The 26,826-nt window shown below is 42.9% G+C and carries 33 protein-coding genes and 1 pseudogene; 8 read left to right on the forward strand and 26 right to left on the reverse strand.

Annotated elements, in window-relative coordinates; genetic code table 11:
• Positions 1-146: 146 nt before the first annotated feature.
• From artM to artP, 4 genes are all read right to left on the reverse strand, one after another.
• Positions 147-815: an arginine ABC transporter permease ArtM gene (gene artM / locus AACW75_RS03910; protein WP_017074936.1), complete on the reverse strand. Its 669-nt coding sequence runs from the start codon at positions 813-815 to the stop codon at positions 147-149.
• Positions 812-1,498 carry an arginine ABC transporter permease ArtQ gene (gene artQ / locus AACW75_RS03915; RefSeq protein WP_135458385.1) on the reverse strand — a complete coding sequence of 229 codons (687 nt, stop codon included), beginning with the start codon at positions 1,496-1,498 and terminating at the stop codon, positions 812-814. Before artQ ends, artM begins: the two co-directional genes overlap by 4 nt.
• 1 nt (position 1,499) lies before the next feature.
• Positions 1,500-2,231 (reverse strand): lysine/arginine/ornithine ABC transporter substrate-binding protein, encoded by a 732-nt coding sequence (locus AACW75_RS03920; RefSeq protein WP_135458387.1) that lies wholly within the window; start codon positions 2,229-2,231, stop codon positions 1,500-1,502.
• Positions 2,232-2,351: 120 nt separating this feature from the next.
• A complete protein-coding gene (gene artP, locus AACW75_RS03925; RefSeq protein ID WP_102552747.1) occupies positions 2,352-3,080 on the reverse strand; it encodes an arginine ABC transporter ATP-binding protein ArtP in 729 nt (242 codons plus the stop codon).
• Positions 3,081-3,647: 567 nt separating this feature from the next.
• On the opposite strand from artP, the gene AACW75_RS03930 reads away from it, so the two are divergent.
• Together AACW75_RS03930 and AACW75_RS03935 are read left to right on the forward strand one after the other, a co-directional pair.
• Positions 3,648-5,471, forward strand: coding sequence for an ABC transporter ATP-binding protein/permease (locus AACW75_RS03930; protein WP_145568363.1), 1,824 nt, complete (start codon positions 3,648-3,650; stop codon positions 5,469-5,471).
• Between the two features lie 242 nt (positions 5,472-5,713).
• Entirely contained in the window at positions 5,714-6,178 is a 465-nt protein-coding gene (locus AACW75_RS03935; RefSeq protein ID WP_017074941.1) for an acyl-CoA thioesterase, read from the forward strand.
• A gap of 190 nt (positions 6,179-6,368) precedes the next feature.
• Here the strand turns inward: AACW75_RS03935 and AACW75_RS03940 are convergent, their stop codons facing one another.
• Positions 6,369-8,624 carry a peptidase U32 family protein gene (locus AACW75_RS03940; protein WP_145568362.1) on the reverse strand — a complete coding sequence of 752 codons (2,256 nt, stop codon included), beginning with the start codon at positions 8,622-8,624 and terminating at the stop codon, positions 6,369-6,371.
• A 104-nt stretch (positions 8,625-8,728) separates the two neighbouring features.
• Here AACW75_RS03940 and AACW75_RS03945 point away from each other — a divergent pair, with 104 nt between their 5' ends.
• From AACW75_RS03945 to gltS, 3 genes are all read left to right on the forward strand, one after another.
• Entirely contained in the window at positions 8,729-9,388 is a 660-nt protein-coding gene (locus tag AACW75_RS03945; protein ID WP_145568361.1) for a glutathione S-transferase, read from the forward strand.
• A gap of 145 nt (positions 9,389-9,533) precedes the next feature.
• A complete protein-coding gene (locus tag AACW75_RS03950; RefSeq protein ID WP_145568360.1) occupies positions 9,534-10,925 on the forward strand; it encodes a patatin-like phospholipase family protein in 1,392 nt (463 codons plus the stop codon).
• 65 nt (positions 10,926-10,990) lie between these two features.
• On the forward strand, positions 10,991-12,214 hold the full coding sequence (gltS, locus tag AACW75_RS03955) for a sodium/glutamate symporter (RefSeq protein ID WP_135458398.1): 1,224 nt from the start codon (positions 10,991-10,993) through the stop codon (positions 12,212-12,214).
• 123 nt (positions 12,215-12,337) lie between these two features.
• On the opposite strand, the gene AACW75_RS03960 is transcribed toward gltS, so the two are convergent.
• Genes AACW75_RS03960 through AACW75_RS03970 form a run of 3 tightly spaced genes read right to left on the reverse strand, consistent with a single transcriptional unit; the run spans position 12,338 to position 13,328 of the window.
• Positions 12,338-12,787: a GyrI-like domain-containing protein gene (locus tag AACW75_RS03960; protein ID WP_029225053.1), complete on the reverse strand. Its 450-nt coding sequence runs from the start codon at positions 12,785-12,787 to the stop codon at positions 12,338-12,340.
• A gap of 47 nt (positions 12,788-12,834) precedes the next feature.
• Positions 12,835-13,068 carry a hypothetical protein gene (locus AACW75_RS03965; protein ID WP_145568359.1) on the reverse strand — a complete coding sequence of 78 codons (234 nt, stop codon included), beginning with the start codon at positions 13,066-13,068 and terminating at the stop codon, positions 12,835-12,837.
• 8 nt (positions 13,069-13,076) lie between these two features.
• The gene (locus AACW75_RS03970) at positions 13,077-13,328 is read right to left on the reverse strand and encodes a Rho-binding antiterminator (protein WP_145564986.1); all 252 of its coding nucleotides are present in this window, start codon (positions 13,326-13,328) and stop codon (positions 13,077-13,079) included.
• Between the two features lie 232 nt (positions 13,329-13,560).
• Between AACW75_RS03970 and AACW75_RS03975 the strand changes: the two genes are divergently transcribed.
• Together AACW75_RS03975 and AACW75_RS03980 are read left to right on the forward strand one after the other, a co-directional pair.
• On the forward strand, positions 13,561-13,926 hold the full coding sequence (locus AACW75_RS03975; protein WP_145568358.1) for a c-type cytochrome: 366 nt from the start codon (positions 13,561-13,563) through the stop codon (positions 13,924-13,926).
• A 118-nt stretch (positions 13,927-14,044) separates the two neighbouring features.
• Positions 14,045-15,222: pseudogene (locus AACW75_RS03980) on the forward strand (glyceraldehyde-3-phosphate dehydrogenase).
• 48 nt (positions 15,223-15,270) lie between these two features.
• Here AACW75_RS03980 and catB read toward each other — a convergent pair.
• The 4 genes from catB to AACW75_RS04000 form a co-directional block, all read right to left on the reverse strand.
• Entirely contained in the window at positions 15,271-15,903 is a 633-nt protein-coding gene (gene catB, locus AACW75_RS03985; RefSeq protein ID WP_145568356.1) for a type B chloramphenicol O-acetyltransferase, read from the reverse strand.
• Positions 15,904-16,007: 104 nt separating this feature from the next.
• Entirely contained in the window at positions 16,008-16,739 is a 732-nt protein-coding gene (locus AACW75_RS03990) for an SDR family oxidoreductase (protein ID WP_145568355.1), read from the reverse strand.
• 105 nt (positions 16,740-16,844) lie between these two features.
• A complete protein-coding gene (locus AACW75_RS03995) occupies positions 16,845-17,228 on the reverse strand; it encodes a nuclear transport factor 2 family protein (RefSeq protein WP_145568354.1) in 384 nt (127 codons plus the stop codon).
• A gap of 42 nt (positions 17,229-17,270) precedes the next feature.
• Positions 17,271-17,987: an HAD family hydrolase gene (locus tag AACW75_RS04000; protein ID WP_135458414.1), complete on the reverse strand. Its 717-nt coding sequence runs from the start codon at positions 17,985-17,987 to the stop codon at positions 17,271-17,273.
• Between the two features lie 265 nt (positions 17,988-18,252).
• Here AACW75_RS04000 and AACW75_RS04005 point away from each other — a divergent pair, with 265 nt between their 5' ends.
• Positions 18,253-18,585, forward strand: a complete 333-nt coding sequence (locus AACW75_RS04005) for a PBPRA1643 family SWIM/SEC-C metal-binding motif protein (protein WP_145564980.1) — start codon at positions 18,253-18,255, stop codon at positions 18,583-18,585.
• Positions 18,586-18,689: 104 nt separating this feature from the next.
• Here AACW75_RS04005 and AACW75_RS04010 read toward each other — a convergent pair whose 3' ends face one another.
• From AACW75_RS04010 to AACW75_RS04075, 14 genes are all read right to left on the reverse strand, one after another.
• The gene (locus AACW75_RS04010) at positions 18,690-18,932 is read right to left on the reverse strand and encodes a hypothetical protein (RefSeq protein WP_186437154.1); all 243 of its coding nucleotides are present in this window, start codon (positions 18,930-18,932) and stop codon (positions 18,690-18,692) included.
• A gap of 163 nt (positions 18,933-19,095) precedes the next feature.
• A complete protein-coding gene (locus AACW75_RS04015; protein WP_145568353.1) occupies positions 19,096-19,503 on the reverse strand; it encodes a bleomycin resistance protein in 408 nt (135 codons plus the stop codon).
• A gap of 167 nt (positions 19,504-19,670) precedes the next feature.
• The gene (locus AACW75_RS04020) at positions 19,671-20,123 is read right to left on the reverse strand and encodes a DUF302 domain-containing protein (RefSeq protein WP_145568352.1); all 453 of its coding nucleotides are present in this window, start codon (positions 20,121-20,123) and stop codon (positions 19,671-19,673) included.
• Positions 20,124-20,274: 151 nt separating this feature from the next.
• Complete coding sequence (locus AACW75_RS04025; RefSeq protein ID WP_145568351.1) at positions 20,275-21,279, reverse strand: S66 family peptidase; 1,005 nt, start codon at positions 21,277-21,279, stop codon at positions 20,275-20,277.
• Between the two features lie 99 nt (positions 21,280-21,378).
• Positions 21,379-21,636: a hypothetical protein gene (locus tag AACW75_RS04030; RefSeq protein ID WP_004733861.1), complete on the reverse strand. Its 258-nt coding sequence runs from the start codon at positions 21,634-21,636 to the stop codon at positions 21,379-21,381.
• A 199-nt stretch (positions 21,637-21,835) separates the two neighbouring features.
• Complete coding sequence (locus AACW75_RS04035) at positions 21,836-22,228, reverse strand: hypothetical protein (RefSeq protein WP_017074958.1); 393 nt, start codon at positions 22,226-22,228, stop codon at positions 21,836-21,838.
• A gap of 122 nt (positions 22,229-22,350) precedes the next feature.
• Entirely contained in the window at positions 22,351-22,932 is a 582-nt protein-coding gene (locus tag AACW75_RS04040) for an HD domain-containing protein (protein WP_145568350.1), read from the reverse strand.
• A gap of 67 nt (positions 22,933-22,999) precedes the next feature.
• A complete protein-coding gene (locus AACW75_RS04045) occupies positions 23,000-23,407 on the reverse strand; it encodes a GNAT family N-acetyltransferase (RefSeq protein ID WP_145568349.1) in 408 nt (135 codons plus the stop codon).
• 36 nt (positions 23,408-23,443) lie between these two features.
• Complete coding sequence (locus AACW75_RS04050) at positions 23,444-23,914, reverse strand: AAA family ATPase (RefSeq protein ID WP_145568348.1); 471 nt, start codon at positions 23,912-23,914, stop codon at positions 23,444-23,446.
• A gap of 12 nt (positions 23,915-23,926) precedes the next feature.
• Positions 23,927-24,652 (reverse strand): 2'-5' RNA ligase family protein, encoded by a 726-nt coding sequence (locus AACW75_RS04055; protein ID WP_145568347.1) that lies wholly within the window; start codon positions 24,650-24,652, stop codon positions 23,927-23,929.
• Positions 24,649-25,176, reverse strand: coding sequence for an adenylate kinase (locus AACW75_RS04060; protein ID WP_102552474.1), 528 nt, complete (start codon positions 25,174-25,176; stop codon positions 24,649-24,651). Before AACW75_RS04060 ends, AACW75_RS04055 begins: the two co-directional genes overlap by 4 nt.
• Before the next feature lie 269 nt (positions 25,177-25,445).
• Positions 25,446-25,772: a hypothetical protein gene (locus tag AACW75_RS04065; protein WP_145568499.1), complete on the reverse strand. Its 327-nt coding sequence runs from the start codon at positions 25,770-25,772 to the stop codon at positions 25,446-25,448.
• A 32-nt stretch (positions 25,773-25,804) separates the two neighbouring features.
• The gene (locus AACW75_RS04070) at positions 25,805-26,167 is read right to left on the reverse strand and encodes a DUF6404 family protein (protein WP_145568346.1); all 363 of its coding nucleotides are present in this window, start codon (positions 26,165-26,167) and stop codon (positions 25,805-25,807) included.
• A gap of 153 nt (positions 26,168-26,320) precedes the next feature.
• Positions 26,321-26,716 (reverse strand): DUF3465 domain-containing protein, encoded by a 396-nt coding sequence (locus AACW75_RS04075; protein ID WP_145568345.1) that lies wholly within the window; start codon positions 26,714-26,716, stop codon positions 26,321-26,323.
• Between the last annotated feature and the right edge of the window lie 110 nt (positions 26,717-26,826).

A 26,826-nucleotide genomic window follows, 5' to 3' on the forward strand; every position in this document is an offset into this window, starting at 1 on the left:
CCATATAGTATGAATTTCGCAAGAAAACCGCCAAACTGGATATAAACACAGTAGTCGTACGCGTACCCCAAACACAAAAAAGCCTGCCATCTATGCGAACATAAATGGCAGGCTTTTAACGTTAGTTAAGGTTGTGAGTAGCTAGCTTACGCGGCTTCGAATGCTAGGGCTTTCTTCTCTACTTGGCGGAAGATCAGCGTTAGTACGCCGTTTACTGCTAAGTAAAATGCACCAGCAATACCGAACACGGTGAGTGTGTCGTAGGTTTGGCCGTTGATACGCTGAGCGTAGCCCATCAAATCCATGATGGTGATGGTGCTTGCCAGTGACGTGCCTTTGAAGACTAGAATTACTTCATTTGAGTAAGCTGGAACGGCGCGGCGTAGTGCGTATGGCAGCAACACTTTAAGCGTTGCGATTTTGTCCATGCCTAGTGCGCGACATGCTTCCCACTGCCCTGCTGGAATGGCGTTGAATGCACCTCTGAACAGTAACGTACTGTACGCTGCGGTGTTCAAAGCTAATGCCAACATCGCACAGAACCAAGGTTGACTTAACCATGTCCATAGGAAGCTTTCACGAATCCAATCGAACTGACCCGGGCCGTAATACACCAAGAAGATTTGCACCAATAATGGTGTGCCGGTGAACAGCGTAATAAGGCCACGAGTGAACCAATGTATTACTGGTAATCTTAGGATCAGTGTTACTGTCATCAGTAGTGACAAGATACAACCTACAAGCAAAGAAGCGCCTGTCAGTTGAAGGCTGGTCGCTAAGCCTTCAAGCATTTGAGAGAGGTATTGTTGATTCATGCCATTGCCCCTTTGTTACCCAAACCTTGAATAGAGAACTTGCCATCAATCACTTTCACCAATCTTTGCGTAATTAAAGTGATGATTAAGTAGATAGCTGCTGCTGTCGCGTACCAAGTGAATGCTTCGTGCGTAGCTGCTGATGTTAATTGTGCTTGTTTCAATAGATCGGTCACGCCGATCAAGGATACTAACGCGGTGTCTTTCAATAAGACTAACCATTGGTTGGTTAAACCTGGTAATGCGTGCCTTACTGCTTGTGGTAATACAATTCCAAAGAATGCGCGAGATTGAGGAATACCCAATGCACTCGCCGCTTCTCTCTGCCCTTTACTTACTGCTTTCAATGCACCACGAATGGTTTGTGAAGCGTAAGAAGCGAAGATAAGTGACAACGCAACAACACCAGATAAGAACGGGCTAACTTCAATAAAGTCACCAGTGATCATGAAGAGCACTTGTGTTGAACCAAAGTAGATAAACAAAACCACCAAGATTTCTGGTAGGCCACGTACGATAGTCACGAACGCGGTTGTCGGCCATTTGATTGCAATACGGCGAGACATTTCACCGCCAGCAAACAGTACCGCTAAAACTAATCCAACCAATAGACTTACGAACGCAAGCTGAACTGTCATCCAGCTTGCTTCGACGAGCCCTAAAGAGTAACCCGTTAACTGCATATTATTTACCGAAGTACTTGTTGAAGATCTTGTCGTATTCGCCGTTCGCTTTCACTGCTGCAAGTGCTGTGTTCAGCTGTGCAACTAGCTCTGGGTTGCTCTTGTTTACTGCAATACCAAAGCCGTTACCGAAGTATTCTTGGTTCGTTACTTGGTCGCCAACGTACGTTAGGTTGTCTTCTTTCTTGAACCATTCCGCTACAACGGCTGTGTCACCGAATACAGAATCGATACGACCGTTTTTCATGTCGATGAATGCATCTTGGTAGCTTGAGTAAGGTACCGCTGTTACGCCCGTCATTTGCTCCAGTAGGAAGCTCTGGTGAGTAGAACCGTTTTGAACACCAACACGCTTACCTTCAAGTGCTGCTTGGCCTGCTACTTTACCTTCGAAAGAGATGAATGCTGCTGAGTTATCGTAATAAGCATCAGAGAAGTTCACTTGTTGAAGACGCGCTTCAGTGATGTCCATTGCCGAGATAGCCGCATCGTAACGTTTGAATTTAAGAGCAGGAATTAAGCTATCGAATGCTTGGTTGTGGAAAGTACACGTTGCTTTCAATTCTTCACAAAGTGCGTTTGCTAGGTCTACGTCAAAACCTTGGATTTGATTGTTCTCGTCCATGTATTCGAATGGTGCGTAAGTTGCTTCCATTGCGAATTTGATTTCTTCTTGTGCCGCTGCGTTGAAAGAAGCAAGGCCGATAAGTGAAGCTAGTAGAATCTTTTTCATTTTGTTACTCCGAATACTGTTTGATAGCGGCCTGTGGCCATTCTTATAATTTGATTGTTTTGATCGATGTTGTGTTTAGCTAAATCTAGTGAGTCAACTTTCTTTTAATACGTGACTTACTTAATGAGTAAGATACTCGGCAAACTCTGGCGTCTGCGGATTAACGAATGAATCGCTGGTGCCGTGTTCAACGATGTAACCTTTTTCGAGGTAAAGAACGTGGCTTGCAATCTTCTTGGCGAACTCCACTTCGTGTGTCACAACAACTTGAGTAATCCCCGTGCCACTTAGCTCTTTAATAATGCTAACGACTTGGTTGGTGATCTCAGGGTCGAGTGCTGCGGTTGGTTCATCAAATAGCAGTACATCTGGCTTCATCATCAATGCACGCGCAATCGCGACACGCTGTTGTTGGCCGCCAGAGAGTTGAAGTGGCCAAGCATCAGCTTTGTCTGCAAGTTGTAAAGTGGTCAATACCGTTTTCGCTTGTGCAATGGCTTCTTGCTTGTCTAAGCCTGCAACCTTGGTAGGAGCTTCAATTAAGTTCTCCATTACTGTCATGTGTGGCCATAAATTGTATTGCTGGAACACCATGCCGACTTTACGACGTAGTTTCAGACCCTGTTTTTCTTGGATCTGACCTGCAAAATCGAATTGCTCGTTCGCAATGTCCAATTCGCCGTTGTCCGCGATTTCCAATAGGTTCAAAACACGCAGTAGTGAACTCTTGCCTGCGCCGCTTGGGCCAAGCAATACCAAGGTTTCGCCACTCTCACAGTTAAAACTGATGTCGTGAAGAACTTGGGTATCACCGTATGATTTGTTGATGCTCTTTACTTGAATACTCATGCCACAATACTGCATTAATTGTCATTTGTTGGTTATTCTATTCAAATTGACGTTTTATGCAAGATAAATGTATAAAAAACTATTTTGTTGAATTTATGTAACAGATATTGCACAAAAAACAGTCGCTATGACTGGTCTTACATCTTTAAATCACAAGTCATTGATAAAACTAGCATCGAGATAAAAAGCAAACGTTTTACTGTCAATTATAAATCATCTATCGGTTGCCTTCTTATGAGTGCGCTCTCCTATTAACGCCAATTTAATTGCATAAAAATCAGGGTTAAATACCCATTTTTCTATCGAACTGACTAGATCGGAATGCTTAATTTTCCTTTAAGGTCGTTTCGAACTATGCACTTAGTGATGATGAAATATTGGAAATTGAGTTTCCTAGGGAGCATGAAGTGGTAATAAATGCTTTAATGGGTTCTATTCTCAACAACAATTACTTCCCAGCGAACAACGCGCCGTACAGGCAAAAAGCCATAAACCATAAGCAAGAAGTAATAAGTAATAAGTAACAAGCCATCTATTTTTAAAGCGACAACACATTAAGGCAGTCATATGCAAAACGATGTCTCTTCTACGCTCGACTCGAACCAGCGACAGACTCAGCGAGCGACTCAACAAGCGCCAGAGAAAAAAAGCCTCAGCATTTTATTTGAGCTAAGCAAATTCATTCAGCCTTATAAAGGTCGAGTGCTCGTCGCACTACTCGCCTTGATCTTTACGGCAAGCTTAACGCTTTCAGTTGGCCACGGGATTCGTCTGCTTATTGATCAGGGTTTTAGTCAACGTTCATTAGAAGATTTAGGCAATGCGATTCAATTCATCATGGTCGTTGTAGTGTTGATATCAATTGGTACCTTCTTCCGCTTCTATTTGGTCTCTTCTGTTGGGGAGCGTGTGAGTGCGGATATTCGCCTATCGGTTTTCAACCACGTTGTAACACTGCACCCGAGCTACTTCGAAACCAATGGCAGTGGCGATATCATGTCGCGTATCACTACCGACACGACATTGCTTCAAAGCATCATTGGTTCGTCGTTCTCAATGGCAATGCGCAGCGCATTAATGTGTATTGGCGCGATCATCATGCTGTTTGCGACCAATATTAAGCTAACGCTTATTGTATTAGCCTCAGTGCCGTTCATCTTAGTGCCTATTTTGTTTTATGGCCGACGAGTTAGAGCCCTCTCTCGACAAAGCCAAGACTCGATGTCTGATGTTGGTTCTTATGCGGGCGAAGCGATTGAGCACATCAAGACAGTGCAAAGTTACAGCCGAGAAGCGCAAGAGAAAGCGTCATTCGCTGTTGAAGTGGAAAAGGCTTATGAGATTGGTCGCCAGCGCGTAAAACAACGTGCGATTCTTATCTCTGGTGTAATTGTTATTGTGTTCAGTGCGATTGCAGGCATGCTTTGGGTTGGCGGCAGTGATGTGATTAACGGCACAATGTCTGCCGGTGATCTCGCCGCTTTTGTATTTTACGCGATTATGGTTGCTTCATCTTTAGGCACTATTTCTGAAGTGATGGGCGAACTGCAACGCGCGGCAGGTGCAACCGAGCGATTAATCGAGATACTGCAAGTCGAAAGCCATATTGTTGCGCCAGTAGCGGATCCAACATCGCTTGATAAGCTAACGCCAGAAGTCGCTTTCAACGATGTGACCTTCTGTTACCCATCAAGACCCGATCAACCAGCGACAAAGAATCTCACACTGACCGCGAAAGAAGGCAAAGTGTTGGCATTAGTTGGCCCGTCTGGCGCAGGTAAAACCACCCTATTCGAACTGTTGCAACGTTTCTACGACCCGCAAGTGGGAAAAGTGACGTTAGGCGGTGTTGAACTGAACCAGTTTGACCCGAACGAGTTAAGAAAGCAGATGGCATTGGTGCCGCAACAACCCGCTCTGTTTAGTAACGATGTGTTCCATAACATTCGATACGGAAATCCCGATGCTACTGATGAACAAGTTATTGAGGCAGCTAAAAAAGCGCACGCACATGAGTTCATCCAAAACCTACCTGAAGGCTATCACAGCTTTCTTGGTGAGCGTGGTGTAAGGCTTTCCGGCGGGCAGAGACAACGTATTGCGATTGCACGTGCCATCTTGAAAGATCCAAATATTCTATTGTTGGATGAAGCAACCAGCGCACTAGACAGCGAAAGTGAGCATCACGTACAACAAGCGTTAGAAGAGTTAATGCGTGGCAGAACGACGATCATTATCGCCCATCGTTTATCAACAATTAAACACGCCGACCAGATTGCGGTGCTCGATAAAGGACAGCTAGTAGACATCGGCGACCACCAGTCTCTCATCAATAGCTGCGAATTGTACCAACGCTTAGTTGAGCTGCAATTCAAACACCTTAATGCGTAATCATTGAGTGGATGTGCGTAAGTCGTTTGTTTAGTGAGACGCTAGTCAATAAGTAACGGAAAGTTAAGTCTCTGACATTGTGTGGTTTCAAGCTTCAAAAACTTAAATCACACGTGTTGCAGTTTTGTTAATTTAGCGGTAGGGTTTTTATTCCAATAACAACTTATCCCGATGAAGGATAAGCCGATAACATTAATTACCCAGATAACATTAACTACACAGATAACAATAAGAGAGTTCGCATGGAAGCACTATTATCTGACTACCCTGTAGTAACAGAAATCCCTGTCGCTTGGGGAGAAATGGACGCGCTTAATCACGTAAACAACGCCGTCTATTTTCGTTATTTTGAGACCGCTCGCTTAGATTTCTTTAAACACGTCGAGTTAATGGAAGAAATGGCTATCACCAAAGTCGGCCCTGTACTTGGTGACACTTACTGTAAGTATTTCCGCCCAGTCACGTATCCAGATACGCTGATGATTGGCTCTCGAGTCACAGACATTCAAGACGATCGATTCACAATGGAATACGCGATTGTCAGCAAAGCCCAGAAAAAACTGACGACCATTGGTACTGCGACCATTGTGATGTTTGATTTTGCTTCGAATCAAAAAGCGCTGCTCTCGCTACGCTTAACGAGTGAGATTGAAAAGATGAATACGTTGAAAAGCCCATGCTTCAAACAAGAAGCCGTGACGGAATAAACGTTACACGCCAACTACATTCCGATCTCGTTTATGCTTCTTAAGAGACCTAAACATAAAGAGGCCACTCAATTGAGTGGCCTCTTTTTTCTATTTATTGGTTCGTATTACTTTAAACCTTGAGGTCTATAAACCTAGAAGCTTGCAGACTTTGCAGACTGCAAATCTTGAACCTTATAGACCTTGAACCCTACAGACCTTGCACGTATTGAGCGTTAGTACGAACTTCAACCATTTGCTCTAGGTTCTGTTGTGAACCATCAACACCGTTAATCAAACCTTGGAAATGCTTGATTAGCTCAGCCTTGTCTTGTACTTCTTTCGAACCAGCACCGATGTTAGTTAGGTCGATGAAGAATTCGTCGAACAGACCAGAGAAATCCGTTACAGCGTCATGGTTTAAGAACTGCTCGTGGTTGTAAATGCTTGGGTAGCCACCCTTTTGTTTATCTACCGCAAAAGAGATGCCTTTCACGTTAGTAATCGTGGTCGCTTTCTCACACTTCAACATACAACCCGCTTCAATGCTTGGCTTGTTACAACCAACCGTTCTTTGGAAGAAACACTGGCGGCTGGTCATCATCAAGATTGGGTGGTAGATGCTGTAGAACAGTTTGAAGTTCTCTGGACGGCGAATATGACGAATCTGACCTTTGTTGATCTCGTTCGAAATGAATGCGCCTGCACAGTTAAGCTCTTCTTTCAACGTAACCAGTGCGTGAGAGTTTGTGGTGTTCATGAACGGGCCTGCAACCCACTCGATACCCATTTCGTAAGCTTTGTAAGCAATACCCGTGTTGTTGGTTACGATGCGAGTTGGCTTGATCTCTTCAAGAATACGAACCGCTTCGTCGTAATCTTTGCCGATTAATACTGCTGGGAACCAAGGAATCAAACGTGGGTTTGCTGCCAAGATGTCGATGTACTTGTTACAACGCTTCTTGAAGCTTTCAGGCAATTTGAAATAAACATCCGCGTCAGTTACGTCACACAGGTGCAAGTCTTCCACATCAGCGATAAGCATCGACATGGTTGGCTTCTCGTTAACCTTTGGTTGCTGAGGCAGTGCTGGCACTTCAACGTGTTTAATCACTTTCACAGAACCGTTTAAGATGAAATCGATTTCGTCTTTTAAGACCGACACTTCTTTCAAAGGAAGAATCAGACCTTCATCTAGGTTGTCGTAGTTGCAGTTTTCAAGCGTATGAACAGCGCTCTTCACTGATTTGAAACGCTTCTCAAGTAACGATTGAGTAATTGCAGTCTCTTTAGCGGTTGCTAATAACGATTGAGATTGAACCGTAAAGTTCTCTTTATCTGTTGTTACCGTCACAGTAAAGGCTTGGCCTAATTTTGCATTGAACGACAGTGATACCCCAGTTTTACGGATATCAAGAAACTCAATCTTGTCACGCATTTCACTACCAAGCGCATTCTTAGATTCATAAAGATCGCTGGTCACTTCTTGAATTTGCACAACCGAGATTTCATTGTTCTCTTTCGTCGCTTTATCAACGGCATAATTCATGCTGTTGTCACGCGGGTTATCGATGAACATGTCTTTCGTTAAGTTGCCTTTAAGGAAAGAGTTGGTGAAATCGCGGTTGAATACTTTGTGCAGGTTCGAGTCGTCTTCGATCAACAAACCACTTTCTACAAAGCTATCAATTTGTTTGCGCCACGTATCAACTACTGTGTATACGTAGTGTGCGCCTTTGATGCGGCCTTCAACTTTCAATGAGTCGACTTTCGCGTCAACTAATTCAGGTAGGTCGTAGTACGCTGAGTTATCTTTTAAGTTAAGTGGGAACTTGTTACCTGCGTCGGTGATTTCGTATTCGTCACGACACGCTTGGCTACAACGGCCACGGTTGCCTGAATTACCAACACTTACTGAACTTGAATAACACTGGCCTGAGAATGCGATACACAGAGCACCGTGTACGAACACTTCGGTCAATACGTCGTGGTCATGTGCAACTTCCGTTAGCATCTTGATTTCTGGCAGATTCAATTCACGAGACAAGTTAACGCGCGTTGCGCCAATTTTAGACAAGAACTTAATCTGGCCTTCATTGTGCGTGGTTAATTGAGTCGATGCGTGAACATCAAGCGATGGAAAATGCTTTTTAACCAAATCGAACAAACCAAGGTCTTGAACGATGATGCCGTCTAGTTTTGTGTTCACCAGTTGGTTCAGTAATTTGGTTATGCTCTTAATCTCATGCTCCAGTAGCACAACGTTAAGAGTCAGGAACACTTCACAGCCATATTCATGAGCAAGGCGAATTACACCATTCAATTCATCTAACGACAGGTTAGAGGCTCTGTTACGAGCGTTGAAGGTGTCCAAACCACAATAAACCGCATTAGCTCCTGCTACGATGGCTGCTTTAATCGCCTCTACATCGCCACCTGGGGCTAATAACTCAATCTTTCTGCTCATTTTTGAAGTCGCTCACTTACTTATAATTTTTAAGCCGCGTATTCTACCTACATCACGATCTCTTTACCACCTAACAACACTTTTCAAACTAAATGATCTCAATTATGCCGAATGAATCCGACCTACCAATCCTTTATTCTTTACGTCGTTGCCCTTATGCGATGCGCGGCCGAATGGGCATCGCCCTGTCACAACAACAAGTTTTACTTAGAGAAATTGTCACTAAAGACAAGCCTAGCGAATTATTAGCCAGTTCGCCAAAAGGCACAGTTCCAGTATTAATATTGCCAGATGGACAAATCGTCGAGCAGAGCCTAGATGTCATGAATTGGGCACTTCAACAGAATGATCCTCAAGATCTTTTGCGTTCGAGCAATTCAGCCTTAAACGAATCAGTCCACCAGCTTATTAAAATGAACGATGAAGAATTCATCGGTTATTTAGAAAAATACCGTGCTTCCGTGCGTTACCGAAATGACGATGTTGAGCAACGTAGACTTCTTTGCGAGGGCTTCATATCCGTACTTGAAAACAAGCTCGCCAATCACGATTACTTGTTCGGAAATACACCGAGTCTGGCCGACTTTGCCGTGATGCCATTTGTTAGCCAATTTGTGCGCGTTGAAAAGAAGTGGTTTGTGCAATCTGATTATCAAAATGTAGGCCGTTGGTTAAGAGCACACCTTGAAAGTAAACTGTATGGGCAAGTGATGAAGCAATACCCTTTATGGAATGAAACTAAACAAGATTGTCTTTTTGGATAACACTAAATAACTCAAAATCGGCACCAATACGCTTAGATTGTACTGAATATCGTGACACTGTGTTCCCGGTGACACCATTGATGGCAGTCTAAATATCAACGAAAATAGCCTTTCACTTAACCACAACGTTAGTTTGAAATGGGCTATGCCGAAAACGAAAGTAAATCAATCCGATAAACCAAATCATTGCCATATACGAAATCATTGGCTTACAGAATGCGCGAAAATATCACTATTAGTGGCGTTCTCAATCAACCTCTCTGCCTGTAGCGCCAAGAACAAAGCGACGAACACGAGTCAGTCAAGTGAACAGCTGGCTCAGCCTTACACCGCTAAAAACTTCTATAAACAAGACAACAAAGTTACCTTGATCCTCTCTTTTTCAGGGGGCGGAACGCGTGCAGCTGCGCTTTCTTACGGAGTGTTACAAGCGTTACGCGACACCAATATCGACATTGACGGCGAAACCATCAACCTATTGGATGAAGTCGACATTATTAGCTCGGTATCGGGCGGCAGTTTTACCGCAGCTTATTACGGCTTATATGGCGATAAGATATTCGAAGACTACGAAGAAACCTTTCTCTATCACGAAGTATCTAAAGATCTACTTTCTATTCTCCTATCTCCGACTTATTGGTTCTCTTACGCCACAAGAACAGATAAAGCGACCGATTATTATGAAGCCAACATTTTTGGTGATAGTACGTTTGCTGACATTCGACGAGATGGTTCTCCATACATTGTGATTAACGCTACTGACATTTCTACCGGATCTCGCTTTTCGTTCACGCAAGAATATTTTGACCTAATTTGCTCTGACTTAAACAGTTATTCAGTTTCAAGTTCAGTGACGGCTTCTTCTGCCGTTCCTTTTGTATTCACACCCGTCGTACTTGAGAACAAAAACGACTGTGACAAAACAGAACACTTACAGCCCTCTTTTGAAGCGACCAGCTATCGCAACCGAAATCTGATCAAATCGTTAGAGTCATACAGCCATAAAGACGACATTAATTATCTTCATCTCGTTGATGGTGGAATTACTGACAACCTAGGCTTGCTGTCGGTTTATGAGATGTCTGAATATTTACGCTATAACGACAAAGAAAAACTGAAGAACTTACATAAAAATCAACAGGTACGCCCTATCGTCATCATTTCTGTTGATGCCGCTACAATGCCAGAGTCCGGCATCGGAAACACGATTGAAATGCCAACAATGAAACAAACGGTAGACGTGATCACCGATATCCAGTTGCACCGCTACAACGATACGACCAAAGATCTGATCGTCGACGAGTTAGAGTCTTGGTCCGAATTAGCTTCTTACCAAGACCGTAAGGTTGTCCCTTACTTTATTGAAGTCAGTTTGAACAAGACAGACAACAGCGCCAAGCGATATTTACTTAATCAAATCCCAACAGATTTTATGATAGACAAAGAAAACGTAGACCTATTGATTGAAGAAGGTAATAAACAGCTCCTCTCCGATGCCGAATTTCAAACCTTCTTATCTTTTGGCAATAACAAATAATGCTAATCTAGTTGCTTATAAATTAGCAAATCGGCAGTCAGCATTTTATTTATACAAGGCTTATTATGGAATTTGAAAACAACGTCTTACACCTTGGGTCATTCTTCGCAGTGACCATGGGTATCGTGGTGCTATTTATCGGACGAAGGCTTAATCAAGTCATCGGATTTTTGAAAGAATTCAGCATTCCTGAACCCGTTTCAGGCGGAATTTTAGCGTCTTTGTTGTTTGCTGGCCTTTACGCGACCACTTCAATTGAAGTCCAATTTGATCTGTTTGCTCGCGATGTATTATTGGTCTACTTCTTTACCACCATCGGTATCAACTCAAGTTTGAAAGACCTGTTTAAAGGCGGTAAACCGTTAGTGATTCTACTCGCGATCACCATCTTTTTTATGATCATGCAAAACATCGTCGGTATCTCCGTCGCCTCTATGTTTGGTTTAGAGCCTGTCTTTGGTTTGTTAAGCGGCAGTATTTCACTTATTGGCGGTCACGGAACGGCTATCGCCTGGGCACCAAAGGTCGCAGAAGAGTTTGGGTTGGAAAGCGCAATGGAGATTGGTATCGCCAGCGCCACGTTTGGACTTATCTTAGCCAGTTTAATGGGTGGTCCGATTGCTAAGTTTCTTATTAATCGCCACAACCTTAAACCTGCTGAAGGCCAAGACATTTCAGTGAATTCAAATGAGAGTAAGCAAAAGCAAGAATTGACGTCATTTCAATTTCTAGATGCTGTCTTAGCTATCCATATTTGTGTCATTGTCGGTGCTTTGCTGAATGAATTGATCAGCCAAACAGGATTACAGCTTCCATTGTTCGTATCGTGTTTGTTTGCGGGTATCGTGATCACCAACTTGATGCCAGATTCATACCCAAGAATATCTGGGACGAAATGGCCTACGCGCTCTCCTGCTATAGACTTGATTGCTGAAATCTCTCTAGGTACGTTTTTGGCAATGTCGTTAATGAGCATGCAACTTTGGACACTCATTGATTTAGCAGGCCCAATATTCGCAATACTGGCAATGCAGCTTTTATTAGCGGTAATCATCAATATCTTCATTGTATTCCCATCCATGGGGAAAACGTATGATGCCGCCGTAGTGTGTGCAGGCTTTGGCGGGATATCTTTAGGTTCAACACCAACCGCGATGGCAAACATGTCGGCAGTAAGTCAAAAGTATGGACACTCTGCACAAGCCTTCATCATCGTGCCGTTGGTATGTGCGTTCTTCATTGATTTAGCGAACGCCCTTATTATTCCTTACTTCATGAGAATGATGTAGTTAGCCTTTTTCTGGACAAGATAGCCCAACAAAAAGAGCCACTCATATAGAGCGGCTCTTTTTTTATTCATTATTTATCTGTTACCAGTAGCTTTTATGATCAACAAGCGACAAGCAAAAGCCTTATTTAATCGCTATCGAGATCTCGACTTCGGTTTCGCCTTTGTAGAATTCAAAATCCGTCGTGTAGGTTCGAGTATGTGGGCAATCCTGCGCATTGAAATACGCCCATACTTCGCCCCATAAATCGATAACCGCTTGCGGCAATTCACCGTCAGCAGAGAACGTTAGGTACTTACCTGCTTCAATTTCAGTTTCAACTAGGTCATCTAAATTGTTATCCGTTAGTGCATTGGTACACGCGATAACATCAAACTCACCAGTAAAATCCGATTCGTAATTGGTGTAGACACCATACACCTTTGAATCTGGTGTCAGTTTAGGAAAAGCTTGGTCGAAAAACCCTTGCCACAGTTGACCTATTTTCGCTTTAGCTGGATCCATTTCATTAGTATTGGTCGTTCTCACTGCGAACCCGTATGCCTTCACGGCTTCAATCGTTTCAACTTTCATCTGTTTTATTCCTAGCCAACGTTAGTTTCAGCATATTAAATCAATACTTAGTCTTCAATCTCTTTATGGCCGCACTTCTCACACACAAGATGACGAGAAAATTCATCCATGGACGCGATAAACGGGCCAAGGAACCAGCCTTTAATCACTCCCGCCCAAAACTCGTGTCTCTTTTGATTAGGTTTGTCTGCAAACGCACTCGTCTTTCTGACCAACACAACAACGTGTTGTGTGTCTTCTCGGCACGTGGTGCAATAGCATTGCTCTATGGTGTTATTCATTTGAAAGCCTATGACGTTTTGAATGAAATCTGCTGAAAATGAGGATTGTCGACACAGACTTCTAGTGTGGAAAGATCAGTGAGTACGACAAGCTGTTCTGCACCTTGAATACTGACCTTAATGCACTCTTCACGGCTGTCATTGCGTTGAGTATCTAATCCGACACATTCAATCTGCTCGCCAGACTTCAGCGTTAATTTGATTGGGTATCGGTGCATACACACAATCTCAATATAATCGTAATCGTTGCAACTAATCATAATACCCCTCCAATTCATCCACCACGCTAATGCGACACGCCATACTATGCAATATGCATATAATCAATCATTTACCCAAATCACATTGATGTTTGTCCGCAACTAAACTTGTTTCTAAATTTACGTCTAAAGCTACTTCTAAACTTAGCTTAATCCCGCTTTACCTATTCACGTTTCTTCTACTCGCGACTGCTTATTCTTTCGTTGTTAAATAATAATCGAGAACAAAACAATGAAAACCATGAACCATTTACACGTGTTAGCTTTCTTAGGTTTAGTCGCTTCAATGATGACGTTTAATGCGAGTGCCGCCTCAGAAATCGATGCGAGCCACTTCGCCAATGGTAAAACCAAATACCGACAGCTTTGTCAGGTGTGTCATGGTGACAAGGGTCACGGTGATGGCCCCACTGCCGCTTCATTGCCACACAAGCCCGCTAATATCGCTAATAAACTAGGCGGCTTTTTTACCAGTCCAAGTTCTGTGGCGGATGACATTTTAGAGGGTAACGTAGAACAAGGTATGCCAGCGTGGAAAGGTACAATTACCAAGCAAGATGCTCTGGATATTCTGACGTACGTAGAAGCTATCCAATAGTAAACGCTGTTCCATTCGCCTTTTGAACCGATATATCGGTTAATACTCCTCGTTCTATTGCGCTATCTATTTGATTAATTACACTCAATTTAATGGATAGTGAATAATATGGAATGTTATGACTCTCAAACCCTTAGCCATCAGTTCTTTGATGCTATTTTCTACGACAACACACGCCGTCAGTTTTATCGATGAAATTGATGGCCAACTCGATATGGGAGAATACCTCGCGGAAAATGCCTACGGTTTTCTTCCTGTGCCAATTCTAATTACAGAGCCTGCGGTAGGATACGGTGGCGGCTTCACCGGTATCTTCATGCACGAATCTGAAGAGCAAAAAAACACGCGTAAAGAGCTCGCTGAAAAATCATCGATGGTGGCGCGCAGCTTCTCACCCCTGCAATCACTGCGGTTGGCGGCTTTGCAACAGAGAATGGAACGTGGATGGCATTTGTTGGTCACAAGCGCAGCTGGAATGAGGACTCTATACGCTACCTTGGTGGATTAGGTTATGGCGATATCAACATGACCTTTTATCGACAAAGCTCTCCAAACGCCTTGTCTCCACTCGATCCAAACGAAGGTGTTGAGCTAGGGCTAAAAGGCATGGGTGGGATACAGAAACTCCAATTTAGAGTGCCCGACTCGCAATGGTTGCTGGGGTTTTCTCAACAGTTCTTCGCACCAACACTCTCACTTAATAATCATCCTAAAGCGCAAGAAATCTTAAACAACATTGGCAACACGTCACCGACCTCTTCCGGTTTGGGTCTAATCGCTGAATACGACAGCAAGAACAGCTTTCTCAATCCCACGCAAGGCTACAACTATGTCGCGGAATACCTTTGGTTTGGTGATGCGATTGGCAGTGATTACACCTATCAAACGTTTAATTTGGAAGGACTGAATTATTGGGAGTTAAACAAGGAGTGGAACTTAGCATTGCGAGGACAGTACAAATCATTGTCGACCAATGAACGAGTGCTTTCTCCTCAATATTACCCAGACATTGAACTGAGAGGCATCGCCCGTAATCGTTATCAAGGTGAGCACACGGTCGCGGCAGAAGTTCAAGTAAGCAAACAATGGACACCACGCTGGTCAACCGCTGTGTTTACGGGAATTGGTTATGCAGGTGACAGCGATAAAGATATGTTTGATCAAAGCTCTCACGCGGCTTACGGCGTTGGTTTCCGTTACCTTATCGCAAGACGCTATGGTCTAATTTCGGGGATTGACCTCGCGTTCAGTGAAGAAGATACCGCGCTCTATTTTCAAGTTGGCGCAGGTATCTAGCTCACGTGCGTTTATTTAGGCGCACTTGTAATTTCAGCGAGCCTGAATTTAAGATTGCGCGAACGCTTTCCAATATTGGTACAAGCCGTCGATATCTGAAGAACACATCAATGGCATCGCGCCTTTGATTTGTTCTTCGTTCCACTCCCACCATTTCATTTCTAACAACTGAGCAATTTCAGTTTCATTGAAACGATAACGGATGTGACGCGCTGGGTTTGAACCAACAATCGAGTATGGTGCAACGTCTTTAGTGACCACAGCGCGGCTCGCGATGATTGCCCCGTCACCGACCTTAACACCGCTCATTATCATGGCTTCGGTGCCAATCCAAACATCATTACCAATCACGGTATCACCAGAGCGTTCAAAGCCGTCTATCGCATCTTCAAACTTCTCGTCTTCTTGGTAAAAGAACGGGAAGGTACTCACCCACTGATTTTGGTGGCCTTGGTTACCCGCCATCATAAACACCGCGCCAGAACCAATTGAGCAATAGCTGCCGATGATCAGCTTATCGATGTCGGTTCTATCCGCTAATAGGTAACGTGCGCAGTCATCAAAACTGTGGTTATGGTAGTAACCCGAGTAATAACTGTGCTCGCCCACAATAATGTTTGGGTTGGTCACTTGTTCTTTGAGTGACTTTCCAACAAACGGACTTTCAAAATAGTTTTTCATATTTGTACTCTTAGTTTCGTTCTTTTAGTTAAGTACTTTTGTTGCGTGTTTCTTTAATAAGCTTTTTTAGTGCTTAGTTTCTCTTAATTTGAGAGACCCCAGCCCTAACAACCACCCGCAATGTCGATAAATGATCCAGTGACATACGAAGCCTCGTCTGACAATAACCATGCGATAGAGTTAGCCACTTCCTCTGGTGTGCCGCCTCGTTGCAGTGGCAGTTGTGAGGCGAGTCTATCTACTCGCCCTGGTTCTCCGCCGTCAGCGTGCATTTCGGTGTAGATACAACCCGGTCTGACGCCATTGACTCGGATATTACGCGCAGCCAATTCAAGCGATAAGCCTTTAGTCAGTGAGTCCATCGCGCCTTTCGATGCGGCATAATCGACATATTCAAACGGCGCGCCAGTGCGAGAAGCAGCAGACGAGACATTCACGATAGAGCCCGCACCGTCAGCTTGTTTGATAAAGGCTTTACTGCACAGAAAGCAGCTTGATACGTTGGATTTCATCACCTTTTCAAAGCGATCTAACTCGATATCTACCAATGCCGATTGGTTAAACAGGATCCCCGCATTATTGACTAAGTGAGTCACTGGTCCTAGCTTGTTACGAGCAATCTCGAACAAGGATTTCACATCCGATTCTACAGACACATCCGCTCGCACGCTTATCGCGGTTCCGCCCTGCTCGCGAATCTCATTAACCAACTCTTCAGCTCTCGATTCGTTGTGTATGAAGTTAACGCATACCGCATAGCCTTTACTAGCCAACAATTTAGACGTCGCTGCGCCAATGCCTCGGCTTCCACCTGTTACAATCACTACCTTGTTCAATGAAATCTCCTAATGCCACTTGTTTGTTATAACCTGATTTTTTGATGCACCTGATTGTTCGATATAAGCTGATTATTCGATACAACCTTATTGTGTCGATAAAAACTAATTGCTCGATACAACCTGAATCCACTGCGATCGCCACGCCGGCGCTTCGAATGGGTCTGGCCAAAACTCAGTTTGCTTTTGGATTAAACCATCAACGACCGTGTGAAAGGTAATCACTCGATCTTTCAATACACTGTCAGTAACTGAAACGTCTGTTACTACGGTATCACCCTCACAGACAATTGAATTGAGCGTGAATTCCCAAACACCGTTGGCCGGGTATTCAGAGTTGATTGCTATAAAGTTGTCTCGCCCAACCGTCAATTCAGACGACTGAGGCCAATAGCCTTCAAAATCTTCTGCTAACCATTCACTCGCCTTTGCAAAGTCATTGGTTCTCATTGCGTCCCAAAAACCTAATACCACGTCTTTTGATGTCATTACTCTTCCTTAAATTAACTAGATTTAATCAAACGATACTGATTAAGCGTATTTGCCAATGATCATTAAAAGATCATCGACACTGTTAGCAATATAATCGGGCTTAGTTTGCCAGTTTTCTGGTTCAGAACGACTATAACCTGCGGCAACTGCAATCACTTTTGCTTTGTCGCCAAGTGCGGCTTCGATATTGCGAGCAAACTGCGTATCCGCTTCGTGGTCACCGATATACATCAAACAAAGTTCATCGGTTTGAGCTTGCCCAAAGATACTTTCAACACACTTCATGCCACCAAATGGATGTGGCTTTTGGTTTCCATTCGATACATCGTCATAACCGACAACCGATTTAAACAAATCACCAATGCCATAACTGTCGAGTACACCACGAATATTCAATTGAGAGTTTTGAGAACAAATACCATGAGGAAGATGAGCGAACCGATTAACCACTGTTTCCAAACCATCAAACAACGAGACTGGTGTTTGGTTTTTATCTTGATGCTCCGCCCACATTCCACCAGCGATCAACATTTCATCATGCGATAGGCCGTAGTAGTCGACATACAAGGCTTGCCAGTTTTTTGCGCCGTGGTTGGCTTCGTGATAAAGCGCCTCGCTCAACAAATATTTTGGTAAATTATCACCGGACAAATGTGGCGCGACCACAGAGATAATGTCTTTGGTGATTGCGATATTTTTCGGAACTGAATTGACCAAGGTTCCATCGTAATCCCACAGGATGGCATCTAACTTCATACGCTATCTCTTTGTTTAAATTGACGATTTTAATTTAGCACTCTAAACCCTATTGAGGGAAATCCTATTGTCTCTAATTTCAAGTTTATTCCAAACCAAGCAAAAAATTGAGAAGTTACCAAGCATCCAATCGTTAGGTCACAATGACTAAACCTTCTTTGCTCACATCATTGCTTTATCAATTGGAATATATGCGTATAATCCCCCGCTCTATAACGCTACCCAGCATTGGAATAGCGTCATCCCAAATTTTAATGAGTACCCAATGTCGAAACTATTTTTCAAAGGCCGTATCGAAACAAGACAGAATCACGTTCTTGCAGGCTACAATGTAAACCGCGATGTTAAAGTGGGTACTGAAGAGTCACCAGTTGCGGTAATGGTTCAAACTGAAGCTCGCAAAACAGAAGTTGAGGCTCTAGCAGCAGACAACGCTATCTTTGTAAGCATCACGGTTGATGCAGACAAAGAAGAAAACACGCTGGAATTTGATACGCTTCTAAACAAGCCAAAAACGATGACGTTTGAAAAAACGCCAAATCGTAACGACCCATGCTCTTGTGGCAGCGGTAAGAAATACAAGAAGTGTTGTGCATAAGGCTTCTCACTCAAACTGCCAATAGCACGATGAGTTAAGTAATACCTAACGGGAAGATCATTGCGGTCTTCCCGTTTTTATTTGTCTACGCCAAACTCACAAACTCAGTCTAGGTTGTCTGGTGTATTCAGATATGTTCCACATTGGGTACATTTGTAATCACCTGTCGCGCCCGAGCCTGTTACACCAAAAGATAGAAGCTCCGATAAAATTCGTTGGAGTAAGCCCGGTTCTTTATCTTCAGCTTGTGGTGCCTTTTGCACTTGGCTACTGAACATCGTGTACCTATGCAGTGTAAGTTCCTTACAGTTACAGCAGAATGCTCTCGTCTTCTCACTCCCGTACATATTGGAGTATTCCTTTAATCATGTTGCTACGTTTTTATAGCTGGTGGTTGTATATTTTGTCGACGCTCGATTTCAAAGACTTTAGTTCAAATAGGCCATTATTTTTTTTAAATGAACACATTACAAAATACCAAGCCTTGAACGTCTACTCATTCAATGTCTACTATTCAACATCCTGGCAGAAACGGAATAGATAGCCATCCGGCGTTTGGACAATGAATTGTTTTTGAGTCGCAATACGTTCACCGCATGGGTAGGATTTAGACTCTAGCGTTAGGTAAATAGAATCTTTAGATTGAATACAAACTCGTTGATACAACGCATCGATGTTCGATACATCCCATTGAAAATTTACGCCTCGCCTAAATGGTGCTTCTAGCTTACCAGTAACCCACTTGCGGCTATCTCCACTAAGCCCTTCTAACATGACATCGACGCCATCCATTGTCAGATAAGCAAATGCTTCTTCTGGGCGCTCGTATTTAACCGAAAACCCCAAGATTTCAACGAAGAATGACTTACTCACTTCTATGTCTAAACAATAAAGTTCAGGTACTACTCGTAACGTCATGATGTCCTTAATTCTTGATGATTTACCCAGTCTACTCTATAAGAAACCCACCATATTGGGTGGGCTTCATCGTTCATGCATTGTCTGTACGGTTCAGCCAAATGACTTGGTACAACATTGTATTAAACAGAATCGTGTTGAACGAAGTTTCAGATCCGACACCGTAATTACTTAGCTATTGTCGCTTCCGATAGCTTACTCAGCACACCAGATATCTTCTTAACCACTTCATCACAGCCATTGATTGCATGACGTTCCATCAAGTAATTAGGATCGTTGTAAGACAACCAGACTTTCTTATTCGAATCTTCGGTGACAAGCACTTTCTGTGGTAAATCAATTGCCACATCTTGCTCACACTGCATCAATGGTGTGCCAACCTTAGGGTTCCCAAAAATGATCACTTCAGTTGGTCGTAATTCAAGATCGATACCACTCGCATTTTTCTGGTGGTCGATTCTTGCAAATAACGTTAAGCCTTTACTCTTCGCGATATTTTCAAAGCGGTCAGCGGTTTCTTTTACCGAGTAGTTACTTTGGTACTTAATCAAACCGTCAGAAGCGGCGACTGAAAATGATGCCGCAATTAAAACGGCGCCTAGTGATAGTAATTTTTTCATTGTTACCTCTGAGAGTTAGCCTAGTTAAACACAACATTTCTACCGCCACTTTAAGGTAAGCAGCACAACCAATACCAGTATAGACACGTTTCCATTCTCAGTTTGCAGAGAGGATCACTTTTCTAATGCGTCTTATTATCATCAGTTTAGGCTAATTCGACGCTAACCATTGGCTTTGAAGCTTGAATGTCTTGTCATCAAAATCAATAGTACCTTGCACACCTAAGGGCGTGACTAGCATAGGATGGGTATGGCAACTGTCGAAGCCATAAAGGATCGGGACATTTTTACCATTCAGCACTTCAAGAAGTACATCGAGTGGTGTTAGCCCTGTCCCTTTGTCATCAAACAGTTCATGTTTGCCAAGCACAATAGCGCCTACTCTATCGAATACTCCGCAAGCCAATAGGTGCGCGAATGAACGCTCGACAGCTTCAATGCCTTTTAATGAATCTTCGATAAGTAGGATATCGCCAGACTGAATTTCTGGCATGTATTCGCTGCCCCAAATCCCCGCCATCGTACTCAAATTCCCGCCAATCACGCGGCCGCTTACTTGGCCACTTCCCATGAAGTGCCATTCATTATCGTAAACTGGCTTTGCAGAGTCTTGAGTTTCCCAATCGTGTTTAATGTCCGTCCAACTCTCAGGCATCGTGTACTGATGTCGGCTCGAGTCCGAACATAAAATATCGGTAAACGATTGGAAGGTTTGGTCGACCAATGGTGGGAATTCACCAAATGATGCAACGAGTGCAGGGCCATAGAAAGTCACCAATCCAGTTTTAGCGTAAATGCCGAGTAATAATGCGGTGACATCTGAATAGCCGATAATGATCTTCGGGTCGTTTCTAAGGGCGTCGTAATCGATGTATGGCAAGAGTGAGTTGCTGTTGTTACCGCCAATGGTCGACATAATACAGCGCACGTCAGGGTCTCGAATGAGCTGATTGAGTTCTTCGGCTCGCGCTTGAATGGAACCAGAACGGTAACCTTCTGACTCTCCAGTTAACGAACCTTCAACCAGAATGAAGCCCTGCTCTTCCAAATAGCGTTTAGCACGAGCAAACCGATTAGGAGCAAAGACAGTTGCAGGCGATGACGGTGAGAAAAATCCGATTTTGTCACCGATATTTAAAGCTTTTGGGTATATCACTCGTTTGTCCTCCAAAACAAGATCGAAATGCTTCTTCTTGATGCTAGCCAAATTCAACACTTGGACCGGTTAGAGTTCAATATAAAGTTAAACACACGATCAGTGCCACGACTTAGTCCCACACTTTTCACACTGGTATTCGTAATCACTGTCGACATAAAAACCGGGAACATTATGGTCACCTTTAAACAATAACGTCATCAGGTACTCCATCAACACGCCTAGTTTCCATTGTTTCTTTTCAGATTCAGCGTCCGCTTTAGATTGAGCATCGGAAGCGTTAACAGCGAGGTGCGGGGTAAGTGCGTTGCACTGTTCACAGTGATAAGGGTGTTTAATATACTTATTATCAAGCATTTATATAAGCCAACCAACATTTATAAAGTTGATGCATACTAACAACTTATCACTCGGTTCTCGAACTTATTGTTGTCCATTAGAGTTTTATTAGAAAGAAATGAGACACAAGATAATACCATGTGTCATGCATCTACTTTAATTGGCATTGCGTTGTTCGATAGCAGAACAAAAAGAGTAACCGTGTATCGCTTGAAATTTAGTTAAGCGCTTTAATTAGAACCGTGTATTTCCACAGGTTTGCTTCATCTTCTCCAATCTCAATACTGGCTTCTCCACCCTCTTTATTAAGAATAAAAACCGGCATATCTCCGCTAGACTCACCATCTTCATAATCGCATGACATTTTGGCTTCCAGTAGAATAGCGTTAGCTTCATGCTTAGAAAGAACACCCGAATAAATGCACTTTTCAGTTTGAGATGAGACTTCCTGATCGAAAGAGTAAAACTTGAAAGGTGGGAAGCTTCGTTTTGATTCGGAATCCTCGACAGTGACCGACACTTGGTAATCGATCGCTTCAATATTGTTATTGGTTGCAAATGCACTACCAGAAACACTAAGTAACAATAAAGCTAAAGCAGTGGTTTTCATGTGGTTCTTATTCCTTTAACAATGGGCTTGCTACGCTGAAGTAACACTATGAATTCCCGAGTTTAATTTAAACGTTGTTAGGTTGAAACTTCTTTGTCATTCCTTGGCAGATAGTTAATTTATTACTTTAATAGCCCTTTGTCCGCAGCCGCTTCAAGTTGCACTTCTAGCTCTTTCCATAGAGCACGACTGCCTTTAGAAATACGCTCGCCATTAAAGCTCAGTACTTTGTCTTTGGATATGTTGTGCTTCTTCCAGCTGTGACCGCCTCCATGGATGTTATGAAGCAAAGGTGGCACTCTATCGATCGCCTTACCAAATCTGGCTTCCGGTGACTCACCCGCTTCGAACTCAAGCCATAGATCCAAGTACTCGGCTCTTAAATGTCTCGGCAATGATTTCAGCAAGCGCTCAACACAGTTTCTCTCTTTGAGCTTGTTTTCTTCGGTTTCACTGGCATAAATGATGGTATCTCCGGCATCGATTTCCCCAAGGTCATGAATCAGCAACATCTTCATCACTCGCGTAATATCGATTTCTTCATTGGCATAGTCTTTCAACATGAGCGCGCTCAAACAGACGTGCCAACTGTGCTCAGCGGAGTTTTCATATCGAGCCAATCCAACTGGCTTTGTTTGTCGATGAACATCCTTTAATTTTTCAATTTCGACCATGAATTGGAGAATGCCTTTTATTTCTTCCACGATGAGCTTCCTTAACTTAAGTTGATGATTTAGCGATACGGAGGGTTAACAGAGCTACAGAGAACCGTTACTCCCAATGAACCGACATTTTGTAATACGCAACACCCGACTTTTCAAATTCAGAGCCTTCTACAGCCATCCCAAACTTTTGATAAAAACCTAAAGCCGTTGTACGCGCATCGCACCAAAAATATTGGATGTTTAAATCTTTGAGGTTAGAGATTGCATGATCAATCACGTTTGAACCGATTCCCTGCCCTTGGAAATCAGGCAGCGTGGCAAACTTTCTCAGCCTCGCTTCATTGCCTTGAATATAGATAGACGCGACACAGACCAACTGCTCACCAATAAACGCGCCGTAATGCGTTGCTTGTTCGTCACCTTCTACGATACAAAACGATGCTGGCTTGTCTGGCCATAAGACCTGATGTCTAACTGGAATGACTTCCATACCTGAAATTTGTTTAATCTTCATATTCCCTCAAAAACGTTAGATTGTTGGTGAGTTTGCTTACTGAACCCAAACCACGCTTTCACTCGACGTTGGGACTTCAAACCAAGACCAAAATAACACCATCATTTCTGGTGTCATTTCATAGGACTTACCATTGAGTTCTGAATTACGAGAAAATGCCCTTTGCTTGCAAGTATCAAACGGTACATCCAAATAATGAACTTCACTATCGACACCGATACTTAATGCCCAATCGGCAAAAGCTTCTCTGTCTGCTTTAGTCCAAAACCCAAAGTCGAAGATCACTGAGACACCGAGTGAGAACAGTTGTGATGCAGAGTCTTTGAATAACTGTTGCAGCGTAGCCAAACGACTGTCGAACACTTCACGGTCCATGTGCTCTCCGTAAAGAGGAATCATCCACTCGTCAATGGAAAAGCGAAAAGCGCCGTGTTCTTCGGCAAGTTTCTTGGAATACGTAGTTTTGCCTGAACCAATAAAGCCACATACAAAGTATATTTTTGTCATAATCCCTAGTACTTAAAAATAAGACATTGATTGTATTTGAACTTCAGATTCCAACGAACAACGAGCCAATAACGTTGTTACCGCTAGGTTTTGATACCAGTTATTAAATACCAACTCGAAATCTGTAAGGACAATGCTACCAAATTCGTGGTCACGATATGGCTGACACAATGCGAGAAGTTGCGGTCCATCACTAATCGGGACTCGAAAACGAATTAACGAACTATGCGCCGTGACCTGTTTATAACGACTATCGAAACTCACTCTCAAACCGGCACGACTAAGTTGTTCTCGAAGATCATCTCGGATTTTCTCCAGAGTATCAGCAACCGGAAACCCTTGAATTACAATGCAATTAGGTGATGCCGTAATACCGCGATAATTGATCTCTACTGGATCAGCATCGCGCAGAACTTTTGAGAATATTTCGACATAGGCCTTGACGTTGATTTGATTCAGTTCGAATTCGGGAACACAAGAGATAACAGATAAGACGGTAAGATGCAGTTCATCGAGTGGATGATAATATTGATCAGGTTCTATTTGTTGGACTGTTCTTTGGAAACTCAGAATTTCGTCCAGAACGGCTTGAGATCCTTGATTCAGATAGGCCAAAGCGGTCACACCTCTTCGCGTATCATTCATTTGGTCTAACAGGTTTAGATCAAGCTCGTGTTCGTTCTTTTCAGAAGCTACTTTGAACCTTTCCCACATTCCATCATAGATACTTTGAATCATCGCTGTTCCTTCATAACGCTTTTCGATACAAAATCATTTAACTCCGCAACGGTTTTGATTACATGGACCTCTTTCATTGGATATTTTTCAAGTAGCTTAATCATGAATTCATCGTTCCAAAACTTTGGGCACAGTTTTAGTATTTTATAGCTTTGTAATGTGCCTTTAAAAACCGAACTTCCTTCAGGCCAGCCTTCTGGTTTTACGAATAACCCTTTAAGCAAACGCTTTGTGACAAACCAATAACTGACTGAATAAGGCAGGTCGATATAAACGAGCGTGTCGGCTTCATCTAAACGGTTATAGAACAAACTGATAGGCCCTAGCCCATCTATGATCCACGTTTCTGAACTCACTATTTTATCATGAACGTCTTTGAATACTTCTTTATCGACTAATTCACCACTTGGTTTGTATACCAAGGAGTCTAATTGATGAAGTGGCAAATTGGTGGCAGAAGCGAGTGCTTTACTTACTGTCGATTTTCCACTGCCTGGCTTACCAAAAACGGCTACTTTTTTCATGTAAACTTCTCCAAGAGTCTCGTCCCCCGAAAGATAGATACAAAAAACCCACCTTTACGGGTGGGTTGATTAATCTAGAGCGCATCAAATCCCACCATTCCTATGGAATGATGATAATTCGGTGATTAACGTGCTTTAGATTAGTTTTCATACAACCACTCTCATATATTGAAAGTAAGATGTCAATTGGATTCATTTAAAAAAATATAGAATGAGCCTAGCGACATTATTAGCGAAACACCCCGTTAATAGGTCGTGGAACAATAAAGTTATGCAAACACACAAAAAACCAAAGGTATTAAGCTGGCGATCAAGAAACGGCTTCCTAAGTTCGTGCTTTCCAGCTTATTCACTACCGTCGTTTTTGCTGAATCATTATCGATCAGACTACTCGCAGTCACTCCAGCCACATTACTTGGATCACTATATCCAACGGTATGTCCAGTAAACGAAAACAGCGTTCCTAATCCAAGGAGTACCAGCATAGTATAAAATGCATAGTCACTTAAAAAGTGAATAGAAAGATAACCAAATTGCCACTCAAGCGCATAAACAGTTCCAAATGTGACAAGATTGGATAAAACAATAAACGACATTAACTTCTTCAAATTTTATACCTCATGTGTCGTTAGCTCTCTGCAAGGTCATTATCTTCAAGCCACTGTTCTAGCGTGCTGAATCCATACTTCCGACGTGTTCTAGCCACCTCAAGAGCAGAACATAGCCCGGTAGATACACCAAAGAACAAAGAGCAATACACTTGAAATATTGTGAAACCTTCAAATTGCCAAAATACCAACCACATAAACCCACCCCAAAAAACAGAGCCAAATATAGCTTGAAGAAAAAACAACTTAAACGGGCTTTCAAATATCCGAGGCTTCGCTTCAATACGAAGTAACTTCCACCACAAGTAAAAGTATGGATTCGTTAATTGAGGTTTCACACCGTTTTCTATCAATAAGATTCGAACAAACTCCATTTTCTGCACAAATAATCCCTACCTTAAAAAACCAATAAGTAACGGCGCCTCATTACACTAAAATAGTAATCAGCGACTCAGCAATGATTTTTAAAACACCACATCAGATTGATATAAATGTCGCGCATAACGAATCATTTACCATCATTAGTGAGGTACACCTTAGTCGTACACTTTGCCTTGGTGTTTTAACCAACCATGAGCATGATTGTTACGTGGGTCTCGGTGAGTCCAATGCATCACTCCACCTTTATCGTTCCATTCATACTCACCGTAAAACTCGACTCTGTCCCCACGTTTTAGATTCGGTATACGTGGTGCCAAATCGATATTATGAGCTACCAACAAGGTTTGCTTACTGTCGAGACGTAGAATGAACTTTTGGTGCCGAGAGCCTTTGTTATCATCAGGCAGAATTCTATAAACCGTACCTGAACCATGAACTTGAACGTCACTTTGGTGATTTTCATAAGCTTGTTTTAGTTGGCGATCATTCGCTTGCGTATGAATTGAGACCAAACAAAACATGGCGAAAAGTATCGCTAAAAACGTCTTCATACTTGTGTCCTTTAAACTCACGTAAGATCGACATTGGGGTAAGCGCAAGACTAAACTTGCTGACCAAAAAAGTAATTGAGGAAAAACATGACCTAGTTTATGTAACAAAG

It is taken from the genome of Vibrio sp. L3-7 (genome assembly GCF_963898195.1).
Classification (GTDB): Bacteria; Pseudomonadota; Gammaproteobacteria; order Enterobacterales; family Vibrionaceae; genus Vibrio; species Vibrio echinoideorum.